The sequence below is a fragment of the Bradyrhizobium manausense genome (assembly GCF_001440035.1).
In the GTDB taxonomy this organism is placed as follows: domain Bacteria; phylum Pseudomonadota; class Alphaproteobacteria; order Rhizobiales; family Xanthobacteraceae; genus Bradyrhizobium; species Bradyrhizobium manausense.
In genome coordinates this window covers 143346-156738 of the sequence record NZ_LJYG01000097.1, presented here as the reverse complement: position 1 = coordinate 156738, position 13393 = coordinate 143346, and the positions used below count along the sequence as shown (strand labels likewise).

Annotated in this window: 12 protein-coding genes; 7 read left to right on the top strand and 5 right to left on the bottom strand. The window is 65.5% G+C overall.

Features of this window, described 5'->3' with window-relative positions:
* Positions 1–80: 80 nt before the first annotated feature.
* Entirely contained in the window at positions 81–1412 is a 1332-nt protein-coding gene (locus tag AOQ71_RS23760; protein WP_057742559.1) for an IS1182 family transposase, read from the bottom strand.
* A 150-nt stretch (positions 1413–1562) separates the two neighbouring features.
* Positions 1563–2576, bottom strand: a complete 1014-nt coding sequence (locus tag AOQ71_RS23755) for a zinc-binding alcohol dehydrogenase family protein (protein ID WP_057751781.1) — start codon at positions 2574–2576, stop codon at positions 1563–1565.
* A 120-nt stretch (positions 2577–2696) separates the two neighbouring features.
* Here AOQ71_RS23755 and AOQ71_RS23750 point away from each other — a divergent pair, with 120 nt between their 5' ends.
* Complete coding sequence (locus AOQ71_RS23750; protein ID WP_057751776.1) at positions 2697–3074, top strand: winged helix-turn-helix transcriptional regulator; 378 nt, start codon at positions 2697–2699, stop codon at positions 3072–3074.
* Between the two features lie 40 nt (positions 3075–3114).
* Here the strand turns inward: AOQ71_RS23750 and AOQ71_RS23745 are convergent, their stop codons facing one another.
* On the bottom strand, positions 3115–4746 hold the full coding sequence (locus AOQ71_RS23745; protein WP_057751840.1) for an OprO/OprP family phosphate-selective porin: 1632 nt from the start codon (positions 4744–4746) through the stop codon (positions 3115–3117).
* A 312-nt stretch (positions 4747–5058) separates the two neighbouring features.
* On the opposite strand from AOQ71_RS23745, the gene AOQ71_RS23740 reads away from it, so the two are divergent.
* The 3 genes from AOQ71_RS23740 to AOQ71_RS23730 are packed head-to-tail and all read left to right on the top strand — an operon-like array spanning position 5059 to position 9072.
* Complete coding sequence (locus tag AOQ71_RS23740) at positions 5059–6462, top strand: DegQ family serine endoprotease (protein ID WP_057751772.1); 1404 nt, start codon at positions 5059–5061, stop codon at positions 6460–6462.
* Entirely contained in the window at positions 6459–7793 is a 1335-nt protein-coding gene (locus AOQ71_RS23735; RefSeq protein ID WP_057751767.1) for a replication-associated recombination protein A, read from the top strand. The genes AOQ71_RS23740 and AOQ71_RS23735 overlap by 4 nt, the downstream gene beginning before the upstream one ends.
* A 52-nt stretch (positions 7794–7845) precedes the next feature.
* Entirely contained in the window at positions 7846–9072 is a 1227-nt protein-coding gene (locus AOQ71_RS23730; protein ID WP_057751762.1) for an RluA family pseudouridine synthase, read from the top strand.
* 123 nt (positions 9073–9195) lie between these two features.
* On the opposite strand, the gene AOQ71_RS23725 is transcribed toward AOQ71_RS23730, so the two are convergent.
* The gene (locus AOQ71_RS23725; protein WP_057751760.1) at positions 9196–9642 is read right to left on the bottom strand and encodes a hypothetical protein; all 447 of its coding nucleotides are present in this window, start codon (positions 9640–9642) and stop codon (positions 9196–9198) included.
* Positions 9643–9817: 175 nt separating this feature from the next.
* On the opposite strand from AOQ71_RS23725, the gene AOQ71_RS23720 reads away from it, so the two are divergent.
* From AOQ71_RS23720 to AOQ71_RS49995, 3 genes are all read left to right on the top strand, one after another.
* Positions 9818–10603: an ATP12 family chaperone protein gene (locus tag AOQ71_RS23720; protein WP_057751758.1), complete on the top strand. Its 786-nt coding sequence runs from the start codon at positions 9818–9820 to the stop codon at positions 10601–10603.
* Between the two features lie 63 nt (positions 10604–10666).
* Entirely contained in the window at positions 10667–12307 is a 1641-nt protein-coding gene (gene fliK / locus AOQ71_RS50000; RefSeq protein WP_057751756.1) for a flagellar hook-length control protein FliK, read from the top strand.
* Positions 12304–12567 (top strand): EscU/YscU/HrcU family type III secretion system export apparatus switch protein, encoded by a 264-nt coding sequence (locus tag AOQ71_RS49995; RefSeq protein ID WP_057751754.1) that lies wholly within the window; start codon positions 12304–12306, stop codon positions 12565–12567. The genes fliK and AOQ71_RS49995 overlap by 4 nt, the downstream gene beginning before the upstream one ends.
* 110 nt (positions 12568–12677) lie before the next feature.
* On the opposite strand, the gene AOQ71_RS23705 is transcribed toward AOQ71_RS49995, so the two are convergent.
* The gene (locus tag AOQ71_RS23705; RefSeq protein WP_057751838.1) at positions 12678–13274 is read right to left on the bottom strand and encodes a hypothetical protein; all 597 of its coding nucleotides are present in this window, start codon (positions 13272–13274) and stop codon (positions 12678–12680) included.
* Positions 13275–13393: the final 119 nt, after the last annotated feature.

The following is a 13393-nucleotide window of genomic DNA, read 5'->3' as shown; positions in this document are numbered from 1 at the left end:
TTCGATATTAAAGAGTGGGTAGCGCCCGCGCTGATGTCGGGGGCCGTCGATGTCGAACCGCCGGGGGATGGCTGTGCTGTCTATGCTTTTGCCAGTTGGTGTCCTTGCAGGATGTTGTTGGTGAGGGCGTACCAGAGCACGACGGCACGGACCTTCTCGATGCCGCGCACGGTCAATTGCCTGAGGTCCCAGTTCCGCCACCGGGCATGGATGCATTCGCAGATCGTGCGGGCTTTGTACTGTGCCTTGCCGGCTTCGCTGGCCATGCGGGCCCGCCAGGCCGCGACGCCAGGACCGTCGCTGCTCCGAGGTAAAAAGGGATCGACACCGCTCCTGGAGTTGGGCGGAGGACAGTAGACCTCGACGCCTTCACCGTGCGCCCATTCGATGTCCTCGCCGCTGCAGAACCCGCCATCGGCGAGGTAGCGACGCGGCAAGCGCTTCAGCCGAGTGCGCGTTCGCTCCAGCATCGGCCGCATCAAGCCGCGATCTGATCCGTTGTTGTCGATGTCGACCGTGACCACGATCAGTTCGCCGGCCGCGCTGGCCACCTGCACATTGTAGGCGGGGCGGAAGCCGGCATCTGCCATCTTCATCACCCTTGCCTGCGGGTCGGTGGTGGAGGCCCGGGGCTCCTTCGGCTTTTTGCCATTGCCGCCTTTTTCGTCGAGTTGCTTGCGCTTCCGCTTGATCTCGTCCAAAGCCCTCTGCGCAGCCTGCACCCGCTCACTGCGTTCGCGTGCCGCGCGCTCTCTGGCCGCCCTGATACGCCGGCTGCTGGCTTCCGGATCCGCATCGACCTCGCGCTTGAGCTCTTCCACCACAGCCTTCGCTTGGGCCATCTGCCGGCCGAGCGTTGCCTCCCGCCGGAACGAGCCGGCCCCCGCATTCGCCCGTATCCGCACCCCGTCCTGGGTCAGCTTCTCCAGATCAATCAGCCCTGCCTCATTCAGAGCCACCAGATGTTCGACCAGCAAACGGTCCAGCAGGTCCGCGCAGCCGACCCGGAAATCCGACAGTGTGTGATAGTTCAAAGACACGCCGCCGCAGAGCCAGCGGTAGACGTCGTGACTGTCGCAGAGCCGATCCAACGCCCGCGCGCTGCCAACGCCATCGCTCGTGGCGTACAGCCAAAGCGCCAGCAGCAGCCGGGGTGATGGCGCCGGATGGCCCGGCCTGTTTTCCCGTGCCTTAACCCGATCTTCCAGCTCGCTCAGGTCGAGCCCCTCGACATAAGCCCAGATCACCCGGGCCAGATGATCCTGCCCGATCAGGCTGTCGATATCGACCGCCCGCAATTCGACCTGATTGCGCACGGGCTCGCGCAGCCGAGGTGCACCCCGCGGCACCGCTTCGGTTCGTGGCGCCGACTGATCCGGCAATTCGCCAAAAAGTCCCTCGTCAGCCATCATCCTCTCCAGCAGATCAGTCTGCCTAGAGAATCACATTCGCCCGACACGCGGTACAAAAGATTCACAGTCTCGTAGGGTGGGTTACGCCCAGCAACTGCGCTTCGCGCAGCCGCTGGTCTAACCCGCCCTACGCATTGGCGATGCGATCGCCTACCACCCTTCCAGCACGATCTTGCCGCGCGACTTGCCGCTCTCGAGCAGCGCGTGCGCGCGCTTGAGATTGGCCGCGTTGATCGTGCCAAAGGTCTGGTCGAGCGTGGTACGCAGCACGCCCTTGTCGATCAGATCGGCGACATCGTTGAGCAGGTGATGTTGCGCGATCATATCAGGCGTCTGGAACGAAGAGCGCGTGAACATCGATTCCCAGTGCACCGAGATCGCCTTGCCCTTGAACGTGCTCATGGTGAATTCCGGGGGATCGTCGATCAGGCCGAACCGGCCTTGCGGCGCCATGAACTCGGCGATGCTCTTGTAGTGCTGATCGGTGAAGGTAAGGCTCGCGACCAGCGCGACCGGCGGCAGCTTGAGCTTCTCGATCTGCTCCTTCATCGGCTTGCCGTGATCGATCACCGCATGCGCGCCGAGATCGAGGCACCATTTCTGCGATTCCGGCCGCGTCGCGGTCGCAACCACGGTAAGGCCGGTGAGGCGGCGCGCGAGCTGGATCAGGATCGAGCCGACGCCGCCGGCGCCGCCGGTGATAAGAAGCGTGCGCGGATCGACGCTCTTGCCCGGGATTGCGCCGAGGCGATCGAACAGCAATTCCCACGCGGTAATGGAGGTGAGGGGAAGCGCCGCGGCCTGCGCGAAGGAGATCGATTTCGGCTTGTTGCCGACGATGCGTTCGTCCACCAGGTGGAATTCGGCATTGGTGCCCTGGCGCAGGATCGAGCCCGCGTAAAACACCTCGTCGCCCGGCTTGAACAGGGTGACCTCGGGCCCGACCGCATCGACGATGCCGGCGGCGTCATAGCCCAAGATCTTGGTCTCACCTTCGGGCGGCGCGGCGCGCTTGCGCACCTTGTAATCGACGGGATTGGCCGAGATCGCCTTCACGGCGACGCGGATGTCGCGTCCCTTCGGCTCTGGCTTGGCGGTCTCGAAATCGATCAACGCGTCCTGATCCTCGATCGGAAGCGACTTCTTGTAGCCGACGGCCTTCATGGCTTGTCTCCATCAGATGGCGTTTTCGCCCGCGTCTTACCTGTCGCGCTGGCTCCAATTTGGCAAGTACTGTACATTCGGGGATATAGTCCCCGTTTGGATACTATTGGGAAAACACTGATGAAACGGCGCGATTTTGCCCGTCGTCCGGGCTGCTCGGTCGAGGCGACGCTGGACCTGATCGACGGCAAGTGGAAGGGCGTGATCCTCTATCACCTGCAGAGCGGCACCCGGCGCTTCGGCGAATTGCGCCGCATGATGCCTGGGATCACCCAGCGCATGCTCACCAAGCAGCTTCGCGCGCTGGAGGAGGACAAGCTCGTCATCCGCAAGGTCTATGCCGAGGTGCCGCCGCGCGTGGAGTATTGTCTCTCCGAGTTGGGCGAGAGCCTGCGGCCGGTGATCGATATTCTGAAAGCCTGGGGCGAGAGCCATCAGCAGCGGCTGTCCTGCGCACCGCCGCCTGTGGTCGAGAGGAAGCCGAAGCGGGCGGCCTAGATGTTCGGGAGCGGACGATGCCGCTCCCGAACAGGGCGCGTCAGAACGCGAACTGCGTGCGCAATGCGACCGCATCGAACTTCGAGCCGACATCCGCCGTAGACACCGCCGAGGCCTGCTTCGACACCGTGCCATGCAGGTAGTCGAGCATGAAGCGCACGTTGCCGTTGACGTACCAGTTGAGCGCCAGCGTGTAGACGTCCTGCCGCCCGCCGGCGATTCCGGCGGCGGTCGCGAGCTGATCGTTCAAGTTCATCGTGGAGTAGCGGGCTGCGATTTCCCAGGCACCCCAGCCACCGCCGTCGAGCGAGAACGGATTGTTCGGCTTGACGCCGCCATAGGCGGCGTTGCCCGGATTGTACTTGCGGCTTTCACCGGTCAGGACATAGGCCGCCTGCGCATAACCCCCCTGGAAATTCAGGCTCGACGTGCCGATGGGCGCCACGGCGGTATTCGCATTGCGTTCAATGTTGAACCAATAGTATTCGCCCTGGACCCAGAGCGGTCCATAGGTAGCGGCGGCTTCGAGGCCATACACCTGCGCACCCGATACGTTTGCAATCGCCCCGGTCGAGATCAGCGTCGTCGGATCGATGCGCAGTTCGGGACGATCGCTGAGCGTCAGAGTTTGCGTGTTGGCGATCAGATTGCGCGGCGGCTGGATCAGCCACTCGGCGTCGGCGCCGAGATGCACCGAATAGTCGTTGCCGCTGACGACCTGGCCGGCAACACGGGCGGTTGCGCCGTATTGCTCGCTGGTTCCCGGAGGTGAAATGCTCGAGGCCGAGTGAATGGCACCCGTGGTCGGGCCGGTCACATAGGCGCCGGCATAGAACACGTCATTGTACCAGCGGGCACCGGCGGCAGAGCGGAAGTCGCCTGCGGCGATATTTTGCGCGATGACACCGACCGAGGCGCGCTCCATGAAGGCGATGTCGTTGGAGCTCGTGGATTCATCCATGGTCCAGGCGATGTCCATGATGCCGGCTTCGATCGCCATCTTGCCGCCGAACGGCTTCAGCCCGGTGTAGCTCAGATACGCGTTCTCGATGCCGGACGTGCCTCCGCCGGGATCGAAGCCCACAGGAGTCGCGCCGGCGGCGCCGGTGCCGCCGAAGCCGTCAGCCGAACCGCCGAAATCGTAGATCAGCGCAAAATTCCAGTCTTCGAGGAATTTGCCGACGACGCCGATGCGCGCGCGACGAACGTTCTCGCCGCTGTCGAGCTTCTGCGGTACCGTGGCTGCCGTGTTGGGTCGGTAGTCGTAACCGCCGACGTCCCAATGCACGCGGCTGGTGATGGCGACGCAGTTGTGCCCGTCCGCGGTGCAGATGGTCGGCCGGTTGTTCGGCATCGTCACCACGACGCCTGACGGGGCCACCGGGCCCTTGACCGGAATCGCCGCGTTGGCATTGGCGAGGGCGGCTTTCGCCTCCGAGCGCGCTTCGGCCTTGGCCTCGGCCTTCGCTTCCTGCCTGGCTTTCGCCGTGGCGGCCGTGTTCGCGGCGGTCTGGCTCTGGAGCTTGTCGAGCTTCTGCTCCAGCATTTTCAACTGCTGCTTCAGGAGCGCGATCTCCTGCTCGCTGGTGCTGGCCGATTGGGCCTGGGCCTGTGAAGCCGCCAGCACGCCGGCGAGACCGATCGCCGTGGCTGCTAGTCCTGTCCTGCTCATGTCGTGCTCCATCCTTTGACGAACTTCCCCAAGTCGCAACGGGAGAGCCTAAGAGTGATCGATGACTGCCCCGCGACGCGCGCGCCCGGCTCTGCGGTTCCCACTGATGCCAATTCGCCGCAACCGAATCCGCCTGGCATGAGCATGCAGGATGATGCGCATCATGCCAATCCATCGTCCCGGCAGATTGCGATTTCGCACGCTGGGCTTGCAGGTGGGACACACAGGAACGGGGCTGAATATTGCCGCCCGGCGCCCTTCTATTGGGGGGCGAACGCGCCTATATTCCGGCGTCTTTTCCAAGAGGTAGGGATGTTTCGAGCGAACTTGACCGCCGTCGTCACGGCATTGTGCATAGGCTTTTCGGCCCACTTCAATCCGGCTGCGGCGCAGGACCGTCGCGTGCCCTCGTCCCAGGCCGAGCTGCGGTTGTCCTATGCGCCGATCGTGCAGCGGGTGCAGCCGGCGGTCGTCAACGTCTATGCCGCCAAGGTGGTGCAGAACCGCAACCCGCTGCTGGACGACCCGATCTTCCGCCGTTTCTTCGGCGGCGGCCAGCAGCAGGAGCAGGTGCAGCGATCGCTGGGCTCGGGCGTGATCGTCGACGCCTCCGGGCTCGTCGTCACCAACGTCCATGTCATCGAAGGGGCCGACCAGGTGAAGGTGTCGCTGTCGGACAAGCGCGAGTTCGAGGCCGAGATCGTGTTGAAGGACTCCCGCAGCGATCTCGCGGTGCTGCGCCTGAAGGATGCCAAGGAAAGGTTCCCGGCGCTCGAATTCACCAATTCGGACGAGCTGATGGTCGGCGACGTCGTGATGGCGATCGGCAACCCCTTTGGCGTCGGCCAGACCGTGACCCACGGCATCATCTCGGCGCTGGCGCGCACGCAGGTCGGCATCACCGACTATCAGTTCTTCATCCAGACCGATGCTGCGATCAATCCCGGCAATTCCGGCGGCGCGCTGGTCGACATGAACGGCCGGCTCGCCGGCATCAACACCGCGATCTATTCGCGCTCCGGCGGCTCGCAGGGCATCGGCTTTGCAATTCCCGCCAATATGGTGCGCGTCGTCGTCGCCTCCGCCAAGAGCGGCGGCAAGGCGGTGAAGCGGCCGTGGCTTGGCGCGAAATTGCAGGCGGTGACGCCGGAGATCGCCGAGAGTCTCGGCCTGCGTTCGCCAAGCGGTGCGCTGGTCGCGAGCGTCGTTCCCAACGGGCCTGCGGCGAAGGCGGGGTTGAAATCCTCCGACCTCATCACCGGCATCGACGGCCAGGCCGTGGACGATCCCAACGCGTTTGACTATCGCTTTGCCACTCGCCCGATCGGCGGCACGGCGCAGATCGACGTGCAGCGCGGCGGCAGGCCGCTCAAGCTGACCATCGCGCTCGAGACCGCGCCCGATACCGGCCGCAATGAGCTCGTCGTCACCGCCCGCTCGCCGTTCCAGGGCGCCAAGGTCTCGACCATCACGCCTGCGGTTGCCGACGAGCTGCATCTCGACGCCGACACCGAAGGTGTTGTCATCACCGATCTCGGTGATGACTCGCCCGCCGCCCAGGTCGGCTTCCAGAAGGGCGACATCATCCTGGCCGTCAACAACCAGAAGATCGGCAAGACCGGCGACCTCGAGAAGGCGGCGGCCGTCAGCCAGCGGCTCTGGCGCATCACGCTGGTGCGGGCCGGTCAGCAGATCAACGTCACGCTGGGCGGATGAGTCCGAAGCGACCACAGCAGACGCCAACTCTCTTCGCCGCGGCGGGGCTCGATCACGATGCCCCGCATCCGCTGCCTGACAGGCTGCGGCCGCGGACGCTGTCGGAGGTCGTCGGCCAGGATCACATCCTCGGGCCCGACGGCGCGCTGACGCGCATGCTGGAGACGCGCACGCTGGGATCGCTGGTGTTCTGGGGCCCGCCCGGCACCGGCAAGACCACCGTGGCACGGCTGCTCGCGGATGCGACCGACCTGCATTTCGAGCAGATCTCCGCGGTGTTCTCCGGCGTCGCCGACCTCAAGAAGGCGTTCGATGCCGCGCGCGCCCGCCGCGAGATGGGCAAGGGCACGCTGCTGTTCGTCGACGAGGTGCACCGCTTCAACCGCGCCCAGCAGGATTCGTTTCTGCCTGTGATGGAAGACGGCACGGTGGTCATGGTCGGCGCCACCACGGAAAATCCGTCCTTCGAGCTCAACGCGGCGCTTTTGTCCCGCGCACGGGTGCTGGTGTTTCGCTCGCTCGATGCCGCCGCGATCGAAAAGCTGTTCGCGCATGCCGAGGCGGTCGAGGGCCGCAAGCTGCCGCTCGATGCGGAGGCGAGGGCGGTGCTGGTGCGCATGGCCGACGGCGACGGCCGCGCAGCGCTGACGCTCGCCGAGGAGGTCTGGCGCTCGGCACGAGCCGACGAGATCTTCAACGCCGCACAGTTGCAGGACATCCTGCAACGCCGCGCACCGATCTACGACAAATCGGCCGATGGCCATTACAACCTGATCTCGGCGCTGCATAAATCGGTGCGTGGCTCGGATCCCGATGCTGCGCTGTATTATCTCTGCCGCATGCTCGATGCCGGCGAGGACCCGCTGTTCCTGGCGCGCCGTGTGGTACGCATGGCGGTGGAGGATATCGGCCTCGCCGATCCGCAGGCGCTCGTCATCGCCAATGCGGCCAAGGACGCCTTCGACTTCCTCGGCCATCCCGAAGGCGAGCTAGCGATCGCGCAAGCCGTGGTCTATCTCGCCACCGCGCCGAAATCGAACGCGGTCTATACGGCCTTCGGCACGGCGATGCAGGTGGCAAAACAGGCCGGCTCGCTGCTGCCGCCAAAGCACATCCTGAATTCGCCGACCAAGCTGATGAAGTCGGAAGGCTACGGCTCAGGCTACGAATACGACCACGACGCCCCCGACGCTTTTTCGGGGCAGGACTACTTCCCGGAGGCCCTGGGACGCCAGACCTTCTACGATCCGCCTGAGCGCGGCTTCGAGCGCGAGATCAGGAAACGGCTGGATTACTGGGCCAAGCTGCGCAAGGAGCGGGGTTCGCGCTAGAGGTGGCCATTTCGCCGTGACGAAGGGCCGCTTTTAGGGTACGCAGGCAGCCATGAGCCGCCGTATCAAAAGAACCAATCAAGAGCCCCGTTCGCGCGATGAGCGCAAGGATTCGCGTCCGTTCAAGGCACGGAGCGCGAAGCAAGCGGCACCGCGTCCGGGCGGCAAGCCCAGCAAACCGCCGCGCTTTGCCGGCGAGCGCGCCGAGCGACGTCCGCCCAAGATTGCACAGAACAAGGCTGCACAGGAAAGGCCGGCATCGGAGAAGCCTGTCGAGGCGCTGCTGCCGACCAAGGTGCAGACCGTCACGGTGACGGCCGACGAGAACAACATGCGCGTCGATCGTTTCCTTGAAGCGCGCTTTCCCGGCCTGTCATTCTCCCACATCCAGCGCGTCGTCCGCAAAGGCGAGCTGCGCGTCGATGGCAAGCGCGTCGACAGCAAGGATCGGCTGGAGCAGGGCCAGAGCGTCCGCATTCCGCCCTTGAAGCTCGACACACCGAAGGTCGTCGGCGAGCTCTCGGAGGCCGCGCAGAAGACGCTCAAGGCGCTGAAGGAGATGACGATCTACGAGGACGACGACGTCCTCGTGCTGAACAAGCCCGCCGGCCTTGCCGTGCAGGGCGGCTCGGGCATGACGCGCCACATCGATCAGATGCTGGAGGTGATGCGCGATGCCAAGGGGCAGAAGCCGCGCCTCGTGCATCGCATCGATCGCGAGACCTCGGGCTGTCTGCTCATCGCCAAAACGCGATTTGCTGCCTCGCATCTCACCGGCGCGTTCCGCTCGCGCTCGGCGCGCAAGGTCTATTGGGCGCTGGTGCCGGGCCTGCCGAAGCCGAAGCAGGGCCGCATCTCGACCTTCCTTGCCAAGGAGGAGAGCGAGGACGACACCATCATGCGCATCGCCCAGCATGGCGACGAGGGCGCCAGCCACGCCGTGACCTACTATGCGGTGGTCGAGACCGCCGGCAACAAGCTGACCTGGGTGTCGCTGAAGCCGGTGACAGGCCGCACCCACCAGCTTCGCGCCCACATGGCCCATATCGGCCATCCCATCGTCGGCGATCCCAAATATTTCAACATCGAGAACTGGCAGTTGCCGGGCGGCCTGCAAAACCGCCTGCATCTGCTCGCGCGCCGCATCGTGATCCCGCATCCCCGCGGCGGCGTCATCGACGCCACCGCGCCATTGCCGCCGCACATGCAGCAGTCGTGGAATTTGCTCGGGCTCGATGCCAGCCGGTTCGACCCGATCGAGAACGCACCGGAGGAGTAGGGGGCTGGGTCCGGCTGTTAACCCCGTCATTGCGAGCGTAGCGAAGCAATCCAGGATTGCCTCCGCGGAAAGACTCCGGATTGCTTCGCTGCGCTCGCAATGACGGCGTAGCGACAGCCGCGGCTAATTCCGAAACTGCTCCAGAAACATCCGCAAGCTGTCATGCGGGCTCTCGACATCCATGATCAGCCAGCCCTCCGGACCGTTGACGAGGATGAAGTTCAGCGCGACCTTGCGGCCGTGATTGTCGAAATTCGCCGCGACATAGGTCTTGTCGTATTGCTTGCGGCTGATCGCGATCGTCACAGGGCCGAGCTTCCAGTTCGGGCTCTGCACCAGGAAGTCATAGGGCTCGCTGCGCGGCGCGGACCATGCCTTGCGCAATGAGGGGTCGAAGAATTGCCGGGTCGTGGCATCGTCCCGCGGCAGGCCTCTCGACAGCTCCGGCGCGCCGTTGCCGTAATGGGCATAGACATTGCGGATCAGCGATTCCGGGGTGCGAAAGCCGGCGCCGGCCGTGGCCGGCCAAAGCCCGGCGAACAGGGCCACAATGCCCGCAAGTTCCCTCATGCCCGCCGCTCGCTTTATCGGCCACAGGTCTTACTTTAGAAGCCTAAAGCATGATCCGGGAAAGTGCGAAGCGGTTTTCCGAAAAGATCATGCTCAAACAATAACCTAAAGCGCGATGACGTTCATCCTGATCTCATCGCGCTTTAGCACCCAGCGACCGGGACCGAAAACTCACATGCGCGAATTGTTCGAAGAAGCAGCCAGCCAGCCCCCGCCGGACCCACGGGAATCGGCACGCGCCTCCGCGCGGACGCCGCTGCGCAAGCGCTTCTACAAGGAGGTCGGCGTCACCGAGACCGAGGGCGGCTTTGCCATCACGCTCGATGGCAGGCCGATCCGCACGCCGTCCGGCCGCCAGGTGGTGATCCCGGCGCGGGCGCTGGCCGATGCCGTGGCTGCGGAATGGGCCGCCCAGGGTGAGGCGATCGACCCCGTGACCATGCCGCTGACGCGGATCGCCAACAGCGTGGTCGAGGGCGTGATCGACCGCGTCGAGCTCGTCACGGACGATCTCGCCAAATACTTCGAGACCGACCTGCTGTTCTATCGCGCCGGCCATCCCGAGGGGCTGGTCGCCCGGGAGGCCGCGCATTGGGACGGCGTGCTGTTCTGGGCCGCGGAGGCGCTGGGAGCGCATTTCATCCTCTCCGAGGGCATCATGCATGTGAGGCAGCCCGATGAGGCGCTCCGGGCTGCCCGTGCGGCGCTGCCTGGCGATCCCTGGTCCGTGGCCGCGCTCCACATGGTGACGACCCTGACCGGCTCGGCGCTGCTGGCGCTGGCGCTGGCCCATGGCGTGCGCGACGCCGACCAGGTTTGGGCCGCGGCCCATGTCGATGAGGACTGGAACATCGACCAATGGGGCGTGGATGAGGAGGCGGCCGCCCGCCGGGCCGCCCGCCTCAGGGATTTCGAGGCCGCCGTCGCGGTGCTGGCGGCGGTGAACCCGCCTAGGACCTAAGGTCCTTAACGAGAGGTTTACGCCGGGGCCCTAGGGTGGGATTCGCATTCCCGGGCCCCTGAAATGCCGACGCCGATAAGCTCGATCCTTCCGGTCAGTGCCGCCAGCCCCGTGGCTGATGCGGCGACGCCCGATCTCGTGCTCCAGGCCGGCACCGTCGTCGATGCCAGGGTCGTCAGCTTGCTCGCCGACAATTTGGTGCGGATCGCGATCGCCAACCTCTCGATGGACGTGATCTCCGAGGTGTCGCTGACCCCGGGGCAAAATCTTCAGCTCGCGGTCTCGCAGAACGACGGCACGATCAGGCTCGCCGTGGTCAACGGGGCAGGCGAGGCCAGCGCCGATCAGGTCACGCTGACGTCGACCGCAGCCTCGCTGGTCGAGAGCCCGCCGCTGGCGCCGTCGGTCAATGCGGCCCGCAACACGCTGACACCTTTGGAGCAGGTCGCCGTCACCGCAGCCTCGGCCGAGGCGGTCACAAAACAGGGCAGCCAGGCGCCGCTATTCGCCAATCTCGCATCGGTCGTATCCGGCAGCAATCTGCCGGCCGGACTGAAGCAGGCCGTGCTGGACGTGCTGGCACAGCAGACGCCACTCAACATGGCGTTAGATGGCGGCGATATCGAATCCGCGTTCCAGAAGTCCGGCCTGTTTCTCGAGGCTTCGCTGGCCGCGGGCGCAACGCCGCAGCCAGGGGCCGTGCCGGACTTGAAGGCCGCGCTGCTCGTGCTGCGCCAGACACTGGCGGCGACGTCAGGCACGCCAGCGACCGCCGCGCCACACGCGGCCACACCAACCGCCACGATTGTGCCCAGTCCTGCGGCCGCGCCGCAGATCGCAACTTCGCCGCTGCAGGTGCCAGGCGAGGCTGCGCAGGCGGCGTTGCCATCGCCGGAAGTGGGGATTGCCCAGCCTGCACAATTGCCGCGCGACGCTGCGCTTGCGGCTGCCTTGCTGAAAGACATGGCCGGTGAGACGCCTCGGGCGCCTTTGCCACGCACGATGTCGGCAGGCCTTGCCGCGAGCCTGCTGCAAGAGGTTACGCAAAGCCTGCCGCGCCTGACCGGCAACGTGCCGGGTGCGACCAAGGCCGTTCCTGACGGCCATATCTTCGAGGCAGCTGCGCGCACGACGACGCCACCGCCGTTCCGCGGCGCGCTACCGGCGCAGCAACCCGTCGCTTCGCCGTCGCTCGCGCCCACCACACCGCTCGCTGCCACCGTGCATCGCCTGCTCGGCGACACCGATGCTGCGATCGCGCGGCAGACGCTGCTTCAGGTCGCTTCGCTGCCTGATCGCACTGACGCCAGTGGCCATCGCAGCGACCCGACCGCGCCGCAGTGGAATTTCGAGATTCCGTTTGCGACCCCGCAAGGTACCGCGATGGCGCAATTCGAGATCTCGCGCGACGGCGGCAACGAAACGCCCGATCCCGCCAAGCGCGCCTGGCGCGCGCGCTTCACCATCAATGTCGAGCCATCAGGACCCGTGCACGCGCTGATCACGCTCAACGGCGACAAGACCTTTGTGCGGATGTGGGCCGAACGGCCGGCGACCGCGCAGCAGCTCCGCGCTGGCATCGGCGAGCTCAATCAGGCGCTGACCAAGGCCGAGCTCAAGCCCGGCGACATCATCGTGCGCGACGGCACGCCGCCGCTGGCCGCGCCGGCGCGCGCCGGGCATTTCCTGGATCGCGCCACATGAGCGACGAATCCAAGCTCGCGATTGCGCTGCATTACGAGAAGGGTAGCGGCGCGCCCGTCGTGGTTGCCAAGGGCAAGGGCACCATCGGCGCCAAGATCGTCGAGATCGCCAAGGCTCATGACATTCCGATCGAGGAGAACGAGATTTTGGCCGGCGCGCTTTCCAAGGTCGAGCTCGGCGACGAAATCCCGCCCGACCTCTACAAGGCCGTCGCCGAAGTTCTGGTGTTCGTGCTGCGGCTGTCGGGCCGCGCGCGCTAGCGCACAACGCCGGCGCGTCTCTCTCCACACGTCATTGCGCTCGCAATGACGGAGTGTAGGGTCGCTATCCCAGCTTGAACAGCGCCTGCAAAAGCTCCAAAGAGGCAGTTTCACACCTTGTCGCCCGGCTTCTTCGCCGTCAGCGCCTGATCGATGGCAAAGCCTCCGATCTCGCTCATCGCCTGCGCGATCACGTCGCCCTTGCGCGCAAAGCCGCTGGAGAGATAGTCGAACTGGGTGCGCGCCAGCCGCAGCACCTCGATCGGCACGGTCACCGCGGTCTCGTTGAAAGCATCGACCGAGGCGCGCAACGTATCGAGCTCGGTGGTGAGCTTGCCGATATGGCTCTCCGCGTCCTGCATCAGGCCGAGCAGCTTGCCGCGCTCGGCGTCGAACGCGGCACGCTCGCTGGCCGCGGCTGTCGTCACCTCGGCTAGCCGCGTCCGCAGCGCGGCGATCTGGCTGACCATCGCGTCGGATGCGAGTTCAGTGGCCTCGCGCAGCTCCCCCAGGCGCTTGTTCTCTTCCTGCTGCTCGTGAAACAGCCGTTCGGCCGACATGGCCCGCTGTTTGAGTGATTCAATCAGCGCGGCCGCGCGCAGCAGCATCTCGCCGTTCCGCCCCGACACCATGCTGGCCATGCGCCGCAGGAAGTCGGTGGTCTCGGACGCGCTGTTCGCAGGCAAGGGAACGACGGTGGCGGACATGAGGTGATGCTTGCAGCCGGACGTGATGACCGCCGCCGTACCGACTGAGCTCACGCAACATTCGGCGCCTGATCGCAAGCCTGGAGCAAGCCTGAATCGGCAGGCCCGGTCAACCGGCC